Below are 17,773 nucleotides of genomic sequence, written 5' to 3' on the forward strand. Positions count from 1 at the left end.
AGCCAATTGGACGGCGGCGAAAGCGGTAGAAGGGGCCAGAAACCAGTTTGGAATGGTTCTTTTTGCGGCAGTGCAAACACTTGTCACGGAAGGGGAACTCGGCTAAGCCTCCCGCGCAATCAGCGCGTTGTCGCAGGGGCTTTTGTCCGGCCTTTCTGCGGCTTAAATGCGTTCTGTTGCCGGCTTCGGCCCGAGCTCTGTTCCTTCTAGGTGTCGTATGACGAATCTTCTCGCCGACTACCTGCCTCTCGTAATCTTCATTGGCGTATCGCTCCTGATCGGAGTGGCGCTGCTCGTGGCGCCGTTCATCGTCGCCTATAGCCGCCCCGATACGGAGAAGCTGTCCGCCTACGAGTGCGGGTTCAATGCCTTCGACGATGCCCGCATGAAGTTCGATGTGCGGTTCTACCTCGTCGCCATTCTGTTCATCATCTTCGACCTGGAAGTGGCCTTCCTGTTCCCCTGGGCCATCACCTTCGGGAACCTGGGATGGTTCGGCTTCATCTCCATGATGATCTTCCTCGGCGTCCTGACGATCGGCTTCATTTACGAGTGGAAGAAGGGAGCCCTCGAATGGGATTGATCTCCGATAACCAGTCGACCCTGGTCGCTCCCGCTCCTCGCGGCATCATCGACCCGAATACCGGCAAGCCGGTCGGCGCGACGGACCCCTATTTCCTCTCGCTCAACGAGGAATTGTCCGACAAGGGCTTCCTCGTGACCTCGACCGAGGATCTCATCACCTGGGCGCGCACCGGTTCGCTCATGTGGATGACCTTCGGCCTGGCATGCTGCGCGGTGGAGATGATGCAGCTGTCGATGCCGCGCTACGACGTCGAGCGCTTCGGCTTCGCCCCGCGCGCCTCGCCGCGCCAATCCGATGTGATGATCGTTGCCGGCACGCTGACCAACAAGATGGCCCCCGCGCTGCGCAAGGTCTATGACCAGATGCCGGAGCCGCGCTACGTCATCTCCATGGGCTCCTGCGCCAATGGCGGCGGCTACTATCATTATTCCTATGCGGTGGTTCGCGGCTGCGACCGCGTCGTGCCGGTTGACATCTACGTGCCGGGTTGCCCTCCGACGGCTGAGGCGCTCCTTTACGGGGTGCTGCTTCTGCAGAAGAAGATCCGCCGCACCGGCACCATCGAGCGCTGAGCAAAGGTCATTGCATGAGTGCTGATCTCCAAGCCCTGAGCGATCACATCGCCTCGTCCCTCGGCGAGGCGGTCGAGGACAGGGCCATCGCCTTTGACGAGCTGACGATCGTCGTCCGCCGCGAGGATATCGTCCGGGCGGCGACATTTCTGCGGGACGACCCGCTCTGCCGGTTCGTCTGCTTCATCGATATCTGCGGCGCCGATTATCCGGCCCGCGAGAAGCGCTTCGACGTGGTCTACCACCTGCTTGCGCCGCATCATAACCAGCGCATCCGCGTCAAGGTGGAGACCGACGAGGTGACCCCGGTTCCCTCGCTCATCGGCCTGTGGCCGGCGGCGAACTGGTTCGAGCGCGAGGCTTACGATCTTTACGGCATCCTGTTCTCGGGCCATCCGGACCTGCGCCGCATGCTGACCGATTACGGTTTTGAAGGGCATCCGCTTCGCAAGGACTTCCCGCTCACCGGCTATGTCGAGGTCCGCTACGACGACGGCCAGGGCCGCGTGGTCTACGAGCCCGTGAAGCTCAATCAGGAGTTCCGCAACTTCGATTTCCTCTCGCCTTGGGAAGGCACGGATTACGTGCTGCCGGGCGACGAGAAAGCCAAGACTTAAAGGAGCGGAAGGCGACCCATGGGCGAGCATAATATCCGCAACTTCACGATCAATTTCGGCCCGCAGCATCCTGCGGCACACGGCGTTCTGCGTCTCGTGCTGGAGCTGGACGGCGAGGTGGTCGAGCGCGTCGATCCGCATATCGGCCTGCTGCACCGCGGCACCGAGAAGCTGATCGAATACAAGACCTACGTTCAGGCCAATCCCTATTTCGATCGGCTCGACTATGTCGCGCCGATGAACCAGGAACATGCCTTCTGCATGGCGGTCGAGAAGCTGCTGGGCATCGAGGTGCCCCGCCGCGCCGAGCTGATCCGCGTGCTCTATTCCGAGATCGGACGCCTTCTCTCGCACCTCCTCAACGTGACCACGCAGGCGATGGACGTCGGCGCGCTCACGCCGCCCCTCTGGGGCTTCGAGGAGCGCGAGAAGCTGATGATCTTCTACGAGCGCGCCTCCGGCGCCCGCATGCACGCCAACTACATCCGTCCCGGCGGCGTGAGCATGGATCTGCCGCCGGACCTGATCGACGATATCGAGGCCTTCTGCGATCCGTTCATGCAGGTGCTCGACGACCTCGACACCCTGGTCATCGGCAACCGCATCTTCAAGCAGCGCAATGTTGATATCGGCGTTCTCACGCTGGACGATTGCTGGAAATGGGGCTTTTCCGGCGCCATCGTCCGCAGCTGCGGCGTGGCCTGGGACCTGCGCAAGTCGCAGCCGTACTCGCTCTACGAGGAGATGGATTTCGACATCCCCGTGGGCCTGAACGGCGACAATTACGACCGCCAGGTCATCCGCATGGAAGAGATGCGCCAGAGCGTGCGGATCATGCGCCAGTGCCTCGACAAACTGCGGGCGCCGGACGGGCAAGGGCCCGTATCGACGCTTGACGGTAAGGTTGCGCCGCCTTCGCGCAAGGACATGAAGCGCTCCATGGAAGCGCTGATCCACCACTTCAAGCTCTACACCGAGGGCTTCCACGTGCCGGCCGGCGAGGTCTACGTGCCTGTCGAGGCTCCGAAGGGCGAGTTCGGCGTGTATCTCGTGTCGGACGGCACCAACAAGCCGTATCGCTGCAAGATCCGCGCCCCGGGATTCGCCCACCTTCAGGGCATGGATTTCATGTGCCGCGGCCACATGCTGGCCGACGTTGCGGGAATTCTCGGTTCCATCGACATCGTGTTCGGCGAGGTCGACCGCTAACGAATACCTGCCCCGAAGCCGGAGCAGGAAGTCACGCTCTTTGAAGCGTGCTGAACTGGTTCAAGTCGTGTGGCCGGGCTCTTCGCCCGGCCATGACGATGAGGAGAAGAGTGTATGGCCGTTCGCAAGCTCGCGCCTGAAAACATGCAGCCCGGAAGCTTCGTTCTCTCCCCTGAGACCGAAGCTTTCGCGGACAAGGAAATCGCCAAGTATCCGCCGGGCCGCCAGGCCTCGGCCGTCATCGCCCTGCTGACCAAGGCTCAGGAGCAGGCCGGCGGCTGGCTGCCGCGCAAGGCGATCGAGGCGGTCGCGGCAAAGCTCGACATGCCCGACATCCGCGTGATGGAAGTGGCGACCTTCTACACGATGTTCAACCTCGAGCCGGTCGGAAAATACTTCATCCAGTTCTGCGGCACGACGCCCTGCGTCCTGCGTGGCGCGGGTGACATCAAACGCGTACTCGAGCGCCGTATCGGCGATCAGAACCACGTCACCCCGGACGGCACGTTCTCGTGGCTCGAAGTCGAATGCCTCGGCGCATGCTCCAACGCGCCGATGGTGCAGATCAACGACGATTATTACGAGGACCTGACGACCGAGAACTTCGAGACGCTTCTCGACGATCTCGCCGCCGGACGTCCCGTTCATGTCGGTTCCCAGATCGGCCGCAACCGGTCCGAACCCTTCGAGGGCGTGAACACCCTGCTGGATCCGGCTCTCTACGACGGTTCGGTCGTCGGAGCCTGGCGCAAGCGCTTCGAGGAACAGGCGAAGGCCGAAACCGGTGAGGCCGCTGCTGCGGTCGCCAGCGTTCCGCAGGACGGGAAGGCTGCCAAGCCGCCATCAGGCCGCGCCACCGAGACCGATGCCGCCGACACGCCGGCGAAGCGCGCCAAGGAAGGCGAGCGGCCGATCAGCCACACGGATCAGAAGGAAGCCGCGGATCCGTCCAAGGCGACCAAGGTCGAGCCGAAGGAGGCGGGTGCGCAGCCGGCCCCCCAGAGCGGCAAGTCCTATGTGGCGACGCCGAAGAAGGAAGGCGAGGCAGTGCCTGCCAGCCCTACGACGCCCGAGGCCGGCAAGCCGCCTTCGAAGGCCAAGGGCCGACGCGACGGCAGCGAGAGCAAGCCGGGCGTTACCGTCGACAAAGACAACAAGTCGTCCTGATGGAGTGATCGGGAATGCTTCAGGACAAAGATCGTATCTTCACCAATCTCTACGGCTTCCAGTCGCCTGACCTTAAGGCCGCCAAGATGCGCGGCAACTGGGACGGGACCAAGTTCCTGCTCGAGCAGGGCCGCGATTGGATCGTCAACGAGATGAAGGCATCGGGCCTGCGCGGCCGCGGCGGCGCGGGCTTCCCCACGGGCCTGAAATGGTCCTTCATGCCCAAGGCGTCGGACGGCCGCCCGCACTACCTCGTCGTGAACGCGGACGAGTCGGAGCCGGGCACCTGTAAGGATCGCGAGATCATGCGGAACGATCCGCATCTTCTCGTCGAAGGCTGCCTCATCGCCTCCTTCGCCATGGGCGCGCATGCCGCCTACATCTATATCCGCGGCGAGTACGTGGCGGAGCGTCTCGCGCTCCAGCGGGCGGTGGACGAGGCCTACGAGGCCAAGCTCATCGGCAAGGACAACATCCACGGCTATCCCTTCGATCTCTACGTTCACCACGGCGCAGGCGCTTACATCTGCGGCGAGGAGACGGCTCTCATCGAGAGCATGGAGGGCAAGAAGGGCATGCCGCGCCTGAAGCCGCCATTCCCGGCCAATATGGGCCTCTACGGCTGCCCGACGACGGTCAACAATGTCGAGTCCATCGCTGTTGCCGGTACGATCCTGCGTCGCGGCGCTGCGTGGTTCTCCGGCATCGGGCGTCCCAACAACGTCGGCACCAAGCTGTTCTGCGTCTCGGGCCACGTGAACAAGCCCTGCAACGTGGAAGAGGCTATGGGCCTGACCTTCCGCGAGCTGATCGACGGCCATTGCGGCGGCATCCGCGGCGGCTGGGACAACCTGCTCGGCGTCATTCCCGGCGGCTCCTCGGTGCCGATCGTTCCGGCTCATGAGATCGCCGACGCCTACATGGATTTCGACACCCTGCGGAATCTGAAGTCCGGTCTCGGCACCGCCGCCGTGATCGTGATGGACAAGTCGACCGACATCGTGCGCGCCATCGCCCGCATCTCGTACTTCTACAAGCACGAGAGCTGTGGCCAGTGCACGCCCTGCCGCGAGGGCACGGGCTGGATGTGGCGCGTGCTCAACCGCATGGCCGAGGGCCGCGCCCAGAAGCGCGAAATCGACATGCTTCTCGAAGTTTCGACCCAGATCGAAGGCCACACCATCTGCGCGCTCGGCGACGCGGCGGCTTGGCCGGTCCAGGGTCTGATCCGCCACTTCCGTCACGAGATCGAGAAGCGGATCGACGACTACGCGGCTAACCCGCATTCCGAATCCGTCCTGATCGCGGCGGAGTGAGATTGAAGATGGCGAAAATCATCGTTGATGGCGTCGAGGTCGACGTTCCCGTGGAATACACTCTGCTCCAGGCCGCCGAGGCGGCGGGAGCGGAAATTCCGCGCTTCTGCTACCACGAGCGGCTCTCGATCGCCGGGAATTGCCGCATGTGCCTCGTCGAGGTGAAGGGCGCCCCGAAGCCGGTGGCCTCCTGCGCCTGGGGCGTGCGCGACTGCCGTCCGGGCCCCAACGGCGAGCCGCCGGAAATCTCGACCAAATCGCCGACCGTGAAGAAGGCGCGGGAAGGGGTGATGGAGTTCCTGCTCATCAACCACCCGCTCGACTGCCCGATCTGCGACCAGGGCGGCCAGTGCGACCTGCAGGACCAGGCGATGGCCTACGGCGTCGACACCAGCCGCTATCACGAGAACAAGCGTGCGGTGGCCGACAAGTATCTTGGCCCGCTGGTCCGCACCTCCATGAACCGGTGCATCCACTGCACCCGCTGCGTGCGCTTCACCGCAGAGGTCGCAGGCGTGCCGGATCTCGGCGCCCTGTGGCGCGGCGAGGACATGGAGATCACCAGCTACCTCGAGCGGGCCCTCGGCTCGGAACTGCAGGCCAACGTGGCGGATCTCTGCCCGGTCGGCGCTCTCACCCACAAACCGGAATCCTTCCATTTCCGGCCATGGGAGCTCACCAAGACCGATTCCGTCGATGTGATGGATGCGGTCGGCTCCGCGATCCGCGTCGATTCCCGCGGCCGTGAGGTCATGCGCATCCTGCCGCGCGTGAACGAGGCGGTGAACGAGGAGTGGATCACGGACAAGACCCGCCAGATCGTGGACGGTCTTCGCCTGCAGCGCCTCGACCGCCCCTTCGTGCGCGAGAACGGCCGCCTGCGTCCGGCCACCTGGCAGGAGGCTTTTGCCACCATTGCAAGCCGCGTGAAGGGCACCGACCCGAAACGCGTCGGCGCCATCGTCGGCGACCTCGCTGCCGTCGAGGAGATGTATGCGCTGAAGCTGCTCATGGAGAGCCTTGGCGTCACCAACATCGACGCCCGTCAGGATGGATCGCTGCTGTCGCCGGTCTATGGCCGTGGCTCCTACATCTTCAACAGCACCATCGCCGGCATCGAGGATGCGGACGCGATCCTGACTGTGGGGTCGAACCCGCGCATCGAGGCTTCGCTGGTCAATGTGCGCATCCGCAAGCGCTGGCGCATGGCGCCGCCGCCGATCGGCATGATCGGCGAGCATGCCGACCTGACCTACCCCTACGACTATCTCGGCGCTGGGCCCGAGACCCTGGCCGAGCTCGCGGCCGGCCGTCACAGCTTCATCGAGAAGCTCCGCGCCGCCGAGCGTCCGCTGGTCATCGTCGGGCAGGGTGCTCTCTCCCGCCCCGACGGCCTTGCCGTTCTCTCGGCCGCGGCACAGCTCGCCCGCGACGTGGGTGCCGTGAAGGACGGCTGGAACGGCTTCTCGGTCCTGCAGACGGCCGCCTCCCGCGTCGGCGCCCTCGATCTCGGTCTCGTGCCGGGCGAGTGGGGTCTGAACGCTCAGACAATGGCTCAGGGTGAAGTGGACGTGCTGTTCAATCTCGGCGCGGACGAGATCGACATCGCCCCCGGCGCCTTCGTGATCTATCAGGGCACCCATGGCGACCGCGGCGCGCACCGCGCCGACGTGATCCTGCCGGCCGCGACCTACACGGAGAAGTCCGGCACCTACGTGAACACGGAGGGCCGGGTCCAGCTCGCCAACCGCGCCGCCTTCGCTCCCGGCGAGGCTCGCGAGGATTGGGCGATCCTGCGTGCGCTCTCCGATGTGCTCGGGCACCGCCTGCCGTTCGACTCGCTGAATGCGCTGCGGGCGAAGCTCTATTCGCATTATCCGCACTTTGCGGCCATCGATACGATCCAGCCCGCCGATGGCTTTGCCGCCATTCAGGCGCTGGCGAATATCGGCGGCACCCTCGGCCGCGAGGCTTTCGCGAGCCCGGTGAAGGATTTCTACCTGACGAACCCGATTGCCCGCGCCTCCGGCGTCATGGCCGAGTGCTCCGCGCTCGCCCGGTCGCTGAAGCTCGAGGCGGCGGAGTAAGAGGAACGGATCATGGATTTCGGAGATATCGTCCTCGCAGTCGCGATCATGCTGGGCAAGAGCCTGCTCATGCTCGTGGCTCTTCTCATCTTCATCGCCTACGCGCTCTATGCCGACCGCAAGGTCTGGGCGGCGGTCCAGCTTCGCCGCGGCCCGAACGTGGTCGGCCCCTGGGGTCTCTTCCAGTCCTTTGCCGACCTCTTGAAGTTCGTGCTGAAGGAGCCGGTGATCCCGGCGCCGGCTAACAAGGGCATGTTCCTGCTTGCGCCGCTGGTGATGTGCACCCTGTCGCTGGCGGCCTGGGCGGTCATCCCGCTCAATGCCGGCTGGGCCATCGCCGACATCAACGTGGGCATCCTCTACATCTTCGCGATCTCGTCGCTCGGCGTCTACGGCGTCATCATGGGCGGCTGGGCCTCGAACTCGAAGTATCCGTTTCTCGGCGCGCTGCGCTCCGCGGCGCAGATGGTGTCCTATGAGGTCTCCATCGGCTTCGTGATCGTCACCGTGCTCATGTGTGCCGGAACGCTGAACCTGTCGGCCATCGTGGAATCGCAGAACACCCGGCTCGGCATCCTCGGCTGGTACTGGCTGCCGCTGTTCCCGATGTTCGTGGTGTTCTTCATCTCGGCCATGGCTGAGACCAACCGTCCGCCCTTCGATCTGCCCGAGGCGGAATCGGAACTCGTGGCCGGCTACATGGTGGAATATTCCTCCACGCCGTATCTGCTCTTCATGCTCGGCGAGTACGTGGCCATCATGACCATGTGCGCCCTCGGCACGATTCTGTTCCTCGGCGGCTGGCTCTCTCCGATCCCCTTCGCGCCCTTCACCTGGATCCCGGGCGTGATCTGGTTCGTTCTGAAGGCGAGCTTCCTGTTCTTCCTCATCGCCATGGTGAAAGCCCTGGTGCCACGCTACCGCTACGATCAGCTCATGCGCCTCGGCTGGAAGGTCTTCCTGCCGCTGTCGCTCGCCATGGTCATCGTCGTGGCGGCTGTTCTGATGGTCACCGGCAATGCGCCGGGCGTCCGCTAAAGGAGATCGGCCATGCAGCTCGACCGCATCGCCCAATCCCTCCTGCTGAAGGAGTTCATTTCAGGGTTCGTCCTGACGATGAAGTACTTCTTCAAGCCGAAGGCGACCCTGAACTATCCCTTCGAGATGGGTCATCGCGGCCCACGCTTCCGCGGTGAGCACGCCCTGCGGCGCTATCCCAACGGGGAGGAGCGCTGCATCGCCTGCAAGCTCTGCGAGGCTATCTGCCCGGCCCAGGCTATCACCATCGAGGCCGGTCCGCGTCGCAACGACGGCACCCGCCGCACGACGCGCTACGACATCGACATGGTGAAGTGCATCTATTGCGGCATGTGCCAGGAAGCCTGCCCGGTGGATGCCATCGTGGAAGGCCCGAACCTGGAGTTCTCGGTGGAGACCCGCGAGGAGCTCTACTACGACAAGGCCAAGCTTCTCGATAACGGGGAGCGCTGGGAGCGCGAGATCGCGAGGAACCTCGCGAAGACCGCCCCCTATCGGTAAGGGGCGTCCTGCCCGGCGAGGGCAGGGGGCAAGCATGTCCGGCGGGTTGTGCCGGCCGGATTCGGATTTTATAGACAGGCCGCCGGATTCTCCGGCGCCACGTCGGAAGGGGCCGCCTTTGGCGGCTTGAGCTCAAGCATGACGGTTACCGCCGCCTTCTTCTATCTGTTCGCGACGATCACGATCGCCTCCGGCTTCATGGTGATTGCCTCCCGCAACCCTGTGCAGTCGGTGCTGTTCCTCATCCTGGCCTTCGTCAATGCGGCGGGCCTGTTCCTGATGATGGGCGCCGAGTTCCTGGCGATGATCCTGGTCATCGTCTATGTGGGCGCGGTCGCGGTGCTCTTCCTCTTCGTCGTCATGATGCTCGACGTGGATTTCGCCGCGCTCCGGCAGGGCTTCCTGCAGTATCTGCCCATCGGCGGCCTGATCGGCGTGATCCTCCTCCTCGAGCTGATCCTCGTGGTCGGGACCTACACCATCGATCCCGGTCTGGTGCGCTCCCCCGCCGTGCCGATCCCCGCTGCCGACGTCATGACCAATACCGAGGCCCTCGGACAGGTGCTCTACACCCGCTACTTCTACTTCTTCCAAGCGGCCGGCCTGATCCTTCTGGTCGCGATGATCGGCGCCATCGTCCTGACCCTGCGCGAGCGGGTCGGCGTGCGGCGCCAGGACATTTCCAAGCAGAACGCCCGGACTCAGGAGACTGCGGTCGAGGTGCGGAAGGTTCCCTTCCGCCAAGGCATCTAAGGAGAGGCGCCATGGTTATCGGACTGGGTCATTATCTCACCGTCGCCGCCGTCCTCTTCACGCTCGGCGTGTTCGGCATCTTCATCAACCGGAAGAACGTGATCGTCATCCTGATGTCCGTCGAGCTGATCCTGCTCGCCGTGAACATCAACATGGTCGCGTTCTCGACCCACCTGAACGACATCGTCGGCCAGGTCTTCGCCATGCTGATCCTCACGGTCGCGGCGGCGGAGGCGGCGATCGGCCTGGCCATTCTAGTGGTCTTCTTCCGCAACCGCGGCTCCATCGCGGTCGAGGACATCAACAGGTTGAGGGGCTAGGACCATGATCCGGAAAAGTGGGAACCGGTTTTCTGATCAAGATCATGCGTCGGCCATGAGCCCGAACGGAATGGCGAAGTAAACGAACATGTATCACGCAATCGTCTTCCTGCCGCTCGTCGGCTTCCTCATTGCAGGCATCTTCGGCCGGCTCCTCGGGCCGCGGCCGAGCGAGATCGTCACCACCGCGCTGCTCTTCGTGGCGGCCGTCCTGTCCTGGGTGTCCTTCATTCAGGTCGGCTTCGGCGACGGCGCCACCAGGATCCAGATCGCCCAGTGGATGTCGGTCGGCGACCTTCAGGTCGATTGGGCGTTCCGGATCGACACGCTGACCGCCATGATGCTGGTGGTCGTGAACACCGTCTCGGCCCTCGTGCACCTCTACTCCATCGGCTACATGCACGAGGATCCGCACCGGTCGCGCTTCTTCGCCTATCTGTCGCTCTTCACCTTCACCATGCTCATGCTGGTGACAGCGGACAACCTCGTCCAGATGTTTTTCGGCTGGGAAGGCGTGGGCCTCGCGAGCTACCTGCTGATCGGCTTCTGGTACCAGAAGGATTCCGCCAACGCGGCGGCCATGAAGGCCTTCATCGTCAACCGCGTCGGCGATTTCGGTTTCCTGCTCGGCATCTTCACGGTCTTCGTGCTGTTCAACGGCGTCACCTTCGACGCGATCTTCCCGCGCGTCTCCGAGTTCGCGAATGCGCGCTTCATGTTCCTCGGCATCGAGTGGCATGCCCTGACCATCGCCTGCCTGCTGCTCTTCATGGGCGCCATGGGCAAGTCGGCACAGTTCCTCCTGCACACCTGGCTGCCGGACGCGATGGAAGGCCCGACCCCGGTCTCGGCCCTCATCCACGCCGCCACCATGGTGACCGCCGGCGTTTTCATGGTCGCGCGCCTGTCGCCGCTCTTCGAATATGCGCCTTCTGCTCTCGCCGTCGTCACCGTCATCGGCGGCATCACGGCCTTCTTCGCCGCCACCGTCGGCCTGGTCCAGAACGACATCAAGCGCGTCATCGCCTATTCGACCTGCTCGCAGCTCGGCTACATGTTCGTGGGCCTCGGCGTCGGCGCCTATGGCGCAGGCGTGTTCCACCTGTTCACGCACGCCTTCTTCAAGGCGCTGCTGTTCTTGGGCGCCGGCTCGGTCATCCACGCCATGCACCATGAGCAGGATATCCGCCACATGGGAGCGCTCCGCCGCTACATCCCCCTGACCACGGCGATGATGGCGATAGGCACGCTGGCACTCACCGGCTTCCCGTTCACCGCCGGCTATTACTCGAAGGACGCGATCATCGAGGCGGCTTACGCCGCGCATTCCTCGGCCGGCTCCTTCGCATTCCTGGCGACCGTCGTCGCGGCCTTCATGACCTCGTTCTACTCCTGGCGCCTGTTCTTCCTCACCTTCGAGGGAACCGCACGCTGGGGGCATCATGATCATCACGCTCACGCCCCGCACTCCCATGAGGGAGTCGAGCACGACGATCACAACCGCGACGTGGAGCCGGCGAGCCATGCCCAGCATGACCATGGCCACCATGGGGACCATACCCCCCATGAGAGCCCGCTCGTGATGCTGATCCCGCTCATCGTGCTCGCCACGGGCGCGGTTATCGCCGGCATCGTCTTCCACGGCGCCTTCATCGGCGAGGGCTACCAGGAGTTCTGGAAGGGTGCGCTCTACACCCGTCCGGACAACCATATCCTGGAAGAGATGCATCATCTCCCAGGCTGGGTGCCGCTGCTGCCGACGATCATGATGGTCTTGGGCTTCGTGCTCGCCTGGTACATGTACATCATCGACAACAAGCAGCCGGCGAAGCTCGCGGCCGATCACCCGATCCTGTACCGCTTCCTCCTGAACAAGTGGTACTTCGACGAGCTGTACGATGCGATCTTCGTGCGTCCGGCGATGGCCATCGGCCGCTTCTTCTGGCGAACCGGCGACCAGAAGATCATCGACGGGCTCGGCCCTGACGGCATCTCCGCCCGCGTCCTCGACGTGACGCGCGGGGTGGTGCGGGTGCAGACCGGCTACGTCTATCATTATGCCTTCGCGATGCTGATCGGCGTTGCGGCTCTCGTGACCTTCTATCTCTTCAGGGGAGCCCACTAATGCTCGGCTTCGGCATTCTCTCCGGCCTCCTGGTCCTGCCGCTCGTCGGCGCGGCCTTCATCCTGACCCTGCGCGGCGACAGCGAGGCCGCTCGCTCGAACGCCCGCTGGGCCGCCCTGGCGACGACGATCGCCACCTTCCTGCTGTCCCTCGTCGCCTGGGCCCGCTTCGATATTGCCTCGGCCTCGTTCCAGCTCGTGGAAAGCCATTCCTGGCTGACCGAGACGATCCGCTTCAAGCTCGGCGTCGACGGCTTCTCCATGCCGCTCGTCCTGCTCACCACGTTCCTGATGCCGTTCTGCATCCTGGCGTCGTGGGATTCGATCGAGAACCGGGTCAAGGAATATTTCGTCGCCTTCCTGGTCCTCGAGACCACGATGATTGGCGTCTTCGTCGCCCTCGACCTCGTGCTCTTCTATCTGTTCTTCGAGGCGGGCCTTATTCCGATGTTCCTCATCATCGGCATCTGGGGCGGCAAGCGGCGCATCTATGCGAGCTTCAAGTTTTTCCTCTACACCTTGCTCGGCTCCGTCCTGATGCTGCTCGCCATCATGGCCATGTACTGGACCGCCGGCACGACCGATATCCCGACCCTTCTGACCTACAAGTTCGCGCCGAACCTGCAGATCTGGCTGTGGCTCGCCTTCTTTGCCTCGTTCGCGGTGAAGATGCCCATGTGGCCGGTCCATACCTGGCTGCCCGACGCGCACGTGGAAGCGCCGACCGCGGGCTCCGTGATCCTGGCAGGCGTTCTCTTGAAGATGGGCGGCTACGGCTTCATCCGAGTATCCCTGCCCATGTTCCCGGATGCGTCGCTCTATTTCGCACCGCTGGTCTATGCCCTCTCCGTCATCGCGATCATCTACACCTCCCTGGTCGCCCTGATGCAGGAGGACATCAAGAAGCTCATCGCCTATTCTTCCGTGGCGCATATGGGCTTCGTGACCATGGGCCTGTTCAGCATGAACGAGCAGGGCATCCAGGGTGCGATGTTCACCATGATCTCCCACGGTCTCGTCTCCGGCGCGCTCTTCCTCAGCGTCGGCGTGATCTACGACCGGATGCATACCCGCGAGATCAAGGCCTATGGCGGCCTCGTGAACCGGATGCCGCTCTATGCCGTGGTGTTCCTGATCCTGACCATGGCGAACGTCGCCCTGCCGGGCACGTCGGGCTTCATCGGCGAGTTCCTGACCCTCATGGGCGCCTTCCGCTCCAACACCTGGGTCGCGTTCTTCGCGGCGTCCGGCGTGATCCTCTCGGCAGCCTATGCGCTCTGGCTCTACCGTCGCGTGGTCTACGGAGAGCTCGACAAGCCGGCACTCCAGAACATCACCGATCTGAACCGCCGCGAGATCATCACCTTCGCGCCGCTCATTCTGCTCATCATCTATTACGGTATCCAGCCCGGCCCCATCCTCGACGCCTTCGCCGCGCCGACGGATGCGCTCATGACGAGCGTTCAGGCCGCGCTCGCCACCGTGAAAACGGCAGCTCTTGCCGCGAACTGAGGTCACGATGAATCCCGCCCTCACCATTCCCGCCTTCGGTCCGATGCTGCCAGAGATCCTCATGGCGGCCGGCGTTCTCGTCATGGTGCTGTTCGGCGCCTTCCGCGGCGAGCGCCCGGGCTACGGCATGAACATCATCGCTCTGGCGCTTCTCGCCGTCACCTTCCTGGCGGTGCTGATGCTGCCGTCCGAGCGGGTCGAGACCATGGCCGGCTCCTTCGTCGTCGACGATTTCGCCAAGTTCATGAAGGCCCTGACGCTGCTCGGCTCCGCCGGCGGCGTCATTCTCTCGCTCGATTACATGCGCCGCGAGGGCATCAGCCGTTTCGAGTATCCGATCCTGATCGTGCTCTCGACCATCGGCATGATGATGGTGATTTCGGCCAACGACCTCATCGCCCTCTATCTCGGCCTCGAACTCCTCAGCCTGTCGTCCTACGTGATCGCGGCCTTCGACCGTGACAACGTGCGCTCGACGGAAGCCGGCCTGAAATACTTCGTGCTCGGCGCCCTGTCCTCCGGCATGCTGCTCTACGGCGCGTCGCTGATCTACGGCTTCACCGGCAGCGTTTCCTTCCCGACCATCGCCTCGGTCCTGACCGGCACCACCGTCGGTATCGGCGCCATCGTCGGCCTCGTCTTCGTGGCCGCCGGCATCGCCTTCAAGATCTCGGCCGTGCCGTTCCACATGTGGACGCCGGACGTCTATGAGGGCTCGCCCACGCCCGTGACCGCGTTCTTCGCCGCCGCCCCCAAGATGGCTGGCATGGCCATGGCGACCCGCGTGTTCATCGATGCGTTCCCCGGCATCCTGGTGCAGTGGCAGCAGATCATCGTCTTCATCTCCATCGCCTCGATGGCGCTCGGCTCCTTCGCCGCCATCGGGCAGCGCAACCTGAAGCGCCTGATGGCCTATTCATCCATCGGCAACGTGGGTTACGCGCTGATCGGCCTGGCCGCAGGTACGCCGGCAGGCGTGCAGGGCGTCGCGATCTACATGGCGATCTACCTCGCCATGACGCTCGGCTCCTTCGCGATCATCCTCGCCATGCGGCGCGGCAACGTGATGTACGAGTCGATCGACGATCTCTCGGGTCTCGCCCGCACCCATCCCGCGCTGGCATTCTGCCTGGCCATGATGATGTTCTCGCTCGCCGGCATCCCGCCGCTGGCCGGATTCTTCGCCAAGTTCTACGTCTTCGCCGCCGCCATCGAGGCCAACCTCGTCGCCCTGGCCGTAATCGGCGTGGTGACGAGCGTGGTGGGCGCGTACTACTACCTGCGCATCGTCAAGGTGATGTATTTCGATGCGCCGGGTGAGCGCTACGACGCCATGCCGTTCGGCGTGAAGTTCGTGCTCGCCGTGAGCAGCGTCTTCGTCGTCCTGTTCGGCATCGTTCCGGCCCCCCTCGTGGCCGCAGCCGGTGCTGCTGCCCGGTCCCTGTTCTAGTCGTGGATCTGTCGCCAGAGACCGAGGCTGCCGGCTACAGGCTCCTCTCGCTTGAGGCGACGGACTCGACGAATGACGATGCTCTCAAGGCCGCTCGCTCCGGCGATCCGGGACAACTCTGGATCACCGCGGCCGAGCAGCTCGCAGGCAGGGGGCGGCATGGCCGGCAATGGTCGTCGCCCCAGGGCAACCTCTATGCCAGCCTCCTTCTGATCGATCCGTGCGAGGTGGCAGTTGCCCCGCAACTGGGCTTCGTCGCCGGTCTGGCCTTGCACGAAGCAGTGGAGGAAGTCACGGGAATCGGCGCGCCGCGACTCTCTCTGAAATGGCCCAATGACCTTCTGCTCGACGGGGCCAAGGTCTCCGGTCTTCTGCTCGAAGGGCACAAGCTTCAGACGGACGGCCCTCTGGCCATCGTGATCGGTTTCGGCGTCAACGTGGCTTTCGCTCCGACGGGCACCCCTTATCCAGCCATCGCGCTGAAGTCGGTCAGGCCGGATCTGACGCGCGAGGTCTTGCTCCGATCTCTCGCGGCCGCCTTCGCCAGGACCTTTTCGGCGTGGCGCGCGTCGTCCCGCATGAGCGCGTCGGATCCATTCGGTGCGATCCGCCGGCTCTGGCTCGAACGGGCAGCGGGCGTAGGGCAGGAAGTGAGGCTTCGATTGCCCGCAGGTGAGAAGAAGGGTGTGTTCGAAGGTCTCGACCGGTTCGGACGACTGCAGCTGAAAAGCGCCGACGGGATGGAACTCATCGATGCGGGCGACCTTTATTTTCCCAATTTGCAACACGATATAGCCAAGCCTGACGCTGGCACGAAAGGGTTTCGAACTTAATGGCTTCTCACCAGGACGAATTGGTTTTTCTTCCGCTTGGAGGACTCGGCGAGATCGGCATGAACGCTGCGCTCTACGGCTTCGGGCCGGAGGACGACCGGCAGTGGATTCTCGTCGATTGCGGCATGGGCTTCGGCGGCGAGGAGAACCTTCCTGGCATCGATCTCGTCTATCCGGATCTGCGCTTCATCGAAGAGGAACGCCATAACCTCCTCGGCATCTTCATCACCCATGCTCACGAAGATCACATCGGCGCTCTCGTGGAGATGTGGCCGCGTCTTCGCGTGCCGGTCTACGCGACGAAGTTCGCCATCGGCCTTCTCGAAACACGCCGCCTCTCCGAGGCGAATGCGCCGAAGGTCGACCTGAACGAGATCGTGCCCGGCCAGCGGCTGAAGCTCGGTCCCTTCGAGATCGAGTACGTGCCCGTGGCTCACTCGATCCCTGAATCGAATGCGCTTGCCATCCGCACCCCGCAAGGTCTCGTGGTGCATACCGGCGACTGGAAGCTCGACAACACACCCTATCTCGGCAGCCTGACATCGGAGGAGTCGTTCCGTGCTCTCGGCGACGAGGGCGTCCTCGCCCTCGTCTGCGATTCCACCAACGTAGTCCGCGAAGGCACGAGCCCCAGCGAATCTGACGTTTCCAAGAGCCTGGCGCAACTGATCAAGGATGCGCCGCACCGGGTGGCGGTTACCACCTTCGCCTCCAATGTGGCGCGCATCCGCTCGGTCGCCCAGGCGGCGCGCGAGTGCGGGCGCGAGGTGATCGTGGTCGGCCGCGCCATGGACCGTGTGGTCGAGGTGGCGAAGGAATGCGGCTATCTGGACGACCTGCCCGAATTCCGATCGCCCGAGAATTTCGGTTATCTGCCGCGCGACAAGGTCGTCGCCATCCTCACCGGGTCCCAGGGCGAGCCTCGCGCGGCCCTCGCACGCATCGCGCAGGACGAGCATCCCGACATCGCGCTCTCCGCCGGCGACCGGGTGATCTTTTCGTCCCGCGCCATCCCCGGCAACGAGAAGGAAGTCGGCTCCATCATCAACAAGCTGATCGAGCAGGGCGTCGATGTGATCACCGACCGTACGGAGCTGGTCCATGTTTCCGGCCATCCCCGGCGGGGCGAACTCGCGCAGATGTACCAGTGGACCCGTCCGCGCATCGCGATTCCCGCCCACGGCGAGGCCCTGCACCTGAGTGAACATGCCAAGTTCGCGCGGGCTCAGGGTGTGCCGGAAGTGGTCAAGGCCCGTAACGGCACGCTCGTCCGCCTTGCGCCGGGACCGGCCGAGATCGTCGACAACATCCCGGCCGGGCGCCTCTACCGGGATGGGAACATCGTCATCGGCGCAGGTGAGCGGGCTCTGCCGGAGCGGCGTAAGCTCGCCTTCGCCGGCATCGTCACCGTCGCCATCGCCATCGACGACAGGGGCGAGCTCGTCGGCGACCCGGTCATCGATGCGATGGGGCTGCCTGACAAGAACCGCCAGGGCCGCGAGATGACCGATATCATCGCCGACACAGTCGCCGATCTGCTCGATGGGCTCTCCAAAGCAAAGCGCCGGGATCCCGAGGCCGTAGAGAACGCGGTACATCGGGCGGTCCGCGCCGCCGTGAACCAGGAATGGGGCAAGAAGCCCGCTTGCCACGTGCTGGTGATCGAGGCCTGAGAAACGAAGGGGAGG

General features: G+C 64.0%; 16 protein-coding genes. All 16 read left to right on the forward strand.

Features of this window, described 5'->3' with window-relative positions; all coding sequences use genetic code 11:
* Positions 1–217 precede the first annotated feature (217 nt).
* The 16 genes from JKL46_RS14725 to JKL46_RS14800 all read left to right on the forward strand — a co-directional run bounded on the left by JKL46_RS14725 (position 218) and on the right by JKL46_RS14800 (position 17,758).
* A complete protein-coding gene (locus JKL46_RS14725; protein ID WP_201834046.1) occupies positions 218–583 on the forward strand; it encodes an NADH-quinone oxidoreductase subunit A in 366 nt (121 codons plus the stop codon).
* Positions 574–1,158, forward strand: a complete 585-nt coding sequence (locus JKL46_RS14730; protein WP_201834048.1) for a NuoB/complex I 20 kDa subunit family protein — start codon at positions 574–576, stop codon at positions 1,156–1,158. Before JKL46_RS14725 ends, JKL46_RS14730 begins: the two co-directional genes overlap by 10 nt.
* Positions 1,159–1,172: 14 nt before the next feature.
* Positions 1,173–1,775, forward strand: coding sequence for an NADH-quinone oxidoreductase subunit C (locus JKL46_RS14735; protein ID WP_201834050.1), 603 nt, complete (start codon positions 1,173–1,175; stop codon positions 1,773–1,775).
* 18 nt (positions 1,776–1,793) lie between these two features.
* Positions 1,794–2,984 (forward strand): NADH-quinone oxidoreductase subunit D, encoded by a 1,191-nt coding sequence (locus JKL46_RS14740; protein ID WP_201834052.1) that lies wholly within the window; start codon positions 1,794–1,796, stop codon positions 2,982–2,984.
* A 114-nt stretch (positions 2,985–3,098) separates the two neighbouring features.
* Positions 3,099–4,151, forward strand: coding sequence for an NADH-quinone oxidoreductase subunit NuoE (gene nuoE, locus JKL46_RS14745; protein WP_201834054.1), 1,053 nt, complete (start codon positions 3,099–3,101; stop codon positions 4,149–4,151).
* 14 nt (positions 4,152–4,165) lie between these two features.
* Positions 4,166–5,467 carry an NADH-quinone oxidoreductase subunit NuoF gene (gene nuoF, locus JKL46_RS14750; protein ID WP_201834056.1) on the forward strand — a complete coding sequence of 434 codons (1,302 nt, stop codon included), beginning with the start codon at positions 4,166–4,168 and terminating at the stop codon, positions 5,465–5,467.
* An 8-nt stretch (positions 5,468–5,475) separates the two neighbouring features.
* Positions 5,476–7,554, forward strand: coding sequence for an NADH-quinone oxidoreductase subunit NuoG (gene nuoG / locus JKL46_RS14755; protein WP_201834058.1), 2,079 nt, complete (start codon positions 5,476–5,478; stop codon positions 7,552–7,554).
* Positions 7,555–7,566: 12 nt separating this feature from the next.
* Positions 7,567–8,592, forward strand: coding sequence for an NADH-quinone oxidoreductase subunit NuoH (gene nuoH / locus JKL46_RS14760; protein WP_201834060.1), 1,026 nt, complete (start codon positions 7,567–7,569; stop codon positions 8,590–8,592).
* 12 nt (positions 8,593–8,604) lie between these two features.
* Positions 8,605–9,093, forward strand: a complete 489-nt coding sequence (gene nuoI / locus JKL46_RS14765) for an NADH-quinone oxidoreductase subunit NuoI (RefSeq protein ID WP_201834062.1) — start codon at positions 8,605–8,607, stop codon at positions 9,091–9,093.
* 138 nt (positions 9,094–9,231) lie between these two features.
* Positions 9,232–9,846, forward strand: coding sequence for an NADH-quinone oxidoreductase subunit J (locus JKL46_RS14770; RefSeq protein ID WP_201834064.1), 615 nt, complete (start codon positions 9,232–9,234; stop codon positions 9,844–9,846).
* An 11-nt stretch (positions 9,847–9,857) separates the two neighbouring features.
* Entirely contained in the window at positions 9,858–10,166 is a 309-nt protein-coding gene (gene nuoK, locus JKL46_RS14775) for an NADH-quinone oxidoreductase subunit NuoK (RefSeq protein ID WP_201834066.1), read from the forward strand.
* Between the two features lie 88 nt (positions 10,167–10,254).
* Positions 10,255–12,291, forward strand: coding sequence for an NADH-quinone oxidoreductase subunit L (gene nuoL / locus JKL46_RS14780; RefSeq protein ID WP_201834068.1), 2,037 nt, complete (start codon positions 10,255–10,257; stop codon positions 12,289–12,291).
* Positions 12,291–13,802: an NADH-quinone oxidoreductase subunit M gene (locus JKL46_RS14785; RefSeq protein WP_201834070.1), complete on the forward strand. Its 1,512-nt coding sequence runs from the start codon at positions 12,291–12,293 to the stop codon at positions 13,800–13,802. The genes nuoL and JKL46_RS14785 overlap by 1 nt, the downstream gene beginning before the upstream one ends.
* 7 nt (positions 13,803–13,809) lie before the next feature.
* A complete protein-coding gene (nuoN, locus tag JKL46_RS14790; RefSeq protein WP_201834072.1) occupies positions 13,810–15,252 on the forward strand; it encodes an NADH-quinone oxidoreductase subunit NuoN in 1,443 nt (480 codons plus the stop codon).
* A gap of 2 nt (positions 15,253–15,254) precedes the next feature.
* Complete coding sequence (locus tag JKL46_RS14795) at positions 15,255–16,085, forward strand: biotin--[acetyl-CoA-carboxylase] ligase (protein WP_201834074.1); 831 nt, start codon at positions 15,255–15,257, stop codon at positions 16,083–16,085.
* Entirely contained in the window at positions 16,085–17,758 is a 1,674-nt protein-coding gene (locus tag JKL46_RS14800) for a ribonuclease J (protein ID WP_201834076.1), read from the forward strand. Before JKL46_RS14795 ends, JKL46_RS14800 begins: the two co-directional genes overlap by 1 nt.
* The last annotated feature ends 15 nt before the right edge of the window (positions 17,759–17,773 follow it).

Source organism: Microvirga zambiensis WSM3693 (assembly GCF_016735695.1).
GTDB classification, from domain to species: Bacteria; Pseudomonadota; Alphaproteobacteria; order Rhizobiales; family Beijerinckiaceae; genus Microvirga; species Microvirga zambiensis.

What these genes read in the sequence shown, in the direction of transcription:
- JKL46_RS14725 (WP_201834046.1), top strand. Translation starts at nt 218, where the DNA reads ATGACGAATCTTCTCGCCGACTACCTGCCTCTCGTAATCTTCATTGGC.
- JKL46_RS14785 (WP_201834070.1), top strand. Translation starts at nt 12,291, where the DNA reads ATGCTCGGCTTCGGCATTCTCTCCGGCCTCCTGGTCCTGCCGCTCGTC.
- nuoL (WP_201834068.1), top strand. Translation starts at nt 10,255, where the DNA reads ATGTATCACGCAATCGTCTTCCTGCCGCTCGTCGGCTTCCTCATTGCA.
- nuoI (WP_201834062.1), top strand. Translation starts at nt 8,605, where the DNA reads ATGCAGCTCGACCGCATCGCCCAATCCCTCCTGCTGAAGGAGTTCATT.
- nuoE (WP_201834054.1), top strand. Translation starts at nt 3,099, where the DNA reads ATGGCCGTTCGCAAGCTCGCGCCTGAAAACATGCAGCCCGGAAGCTTC.
- JKL46_RS14735 (WP_201834050.1), top strand. Translation starts at nt 1,173, where the DNA reads ATGAGTGCTGATCTCCAAGCCCTGAGCGATCACATCGCCTCGTCCCTC.
- nuoG (WP_201834058.1), top strand. Translation starts at nt 5,476, where the DNA reads ATGGCGAAAATCATCGTTGATGGCGTCGAGGTCGACGTTCCCGTGGAA.
- JKL46_RS14770 (WP_201834064.1), top strand. Translation starts at nt 9,232, where the DNA reads ATGACGGTTACCGCCGCCTTCTTCTATCTGTTCGCGACGATCACGATC.
- JKL46_RS14730 (WP_201834048.1), top strand. Translation starts at nt 574, where the DNA reads ATGGGATTGATCTCCGATAACCAGTCGACCCTGGTCGCTCCCGCTCCT.
- JKL46_RS14800 (WP_201834076.1), top strand. Translation starts at nt 16,085, where the DNA reads ATGGCTTCTCACCAGGACGAATTGGTTTTTCTTCCGCTTGGAGGACTC.
- nuoH (WP_201834060.1), top strand. Translation starts at nt 7,567, where the DNA reads ATGGATTTCGGAGATATCGTCCTCGCAGTCGCGATCATGCTGGGCAAG.
- nuoN (WP_201834072.1), top strand. Translation starts at nt 13,810, where the DNA reads ATGAATCCCGCCCTCACCATTCCCGCCTTCGGTCCGATGCTGCCAGAG.
- nuoK (WP_201834066.1), top strand. Translation starts at nt 9,858, where the DNA reads ATGGTTATCGGACTGGGTCATTATCTCACCGTCGCCGCCGTCCTCTTC.
- JKL46_RS14740 (WP_201834052.1), top strand. Translation starts at nt 1,794, where the DNA reads ATGGGCGAGCATAATATCCGCAACTTCACGATCAATTTCGGCCCGCAG.
- nuoF (WP_201834056.1), top strand. Translation starts at nt 4,166, where the DNA reads ATGCTTCAGGACAAAGATCGTATCTTCACCAATCTCTACGGCTTCCAG.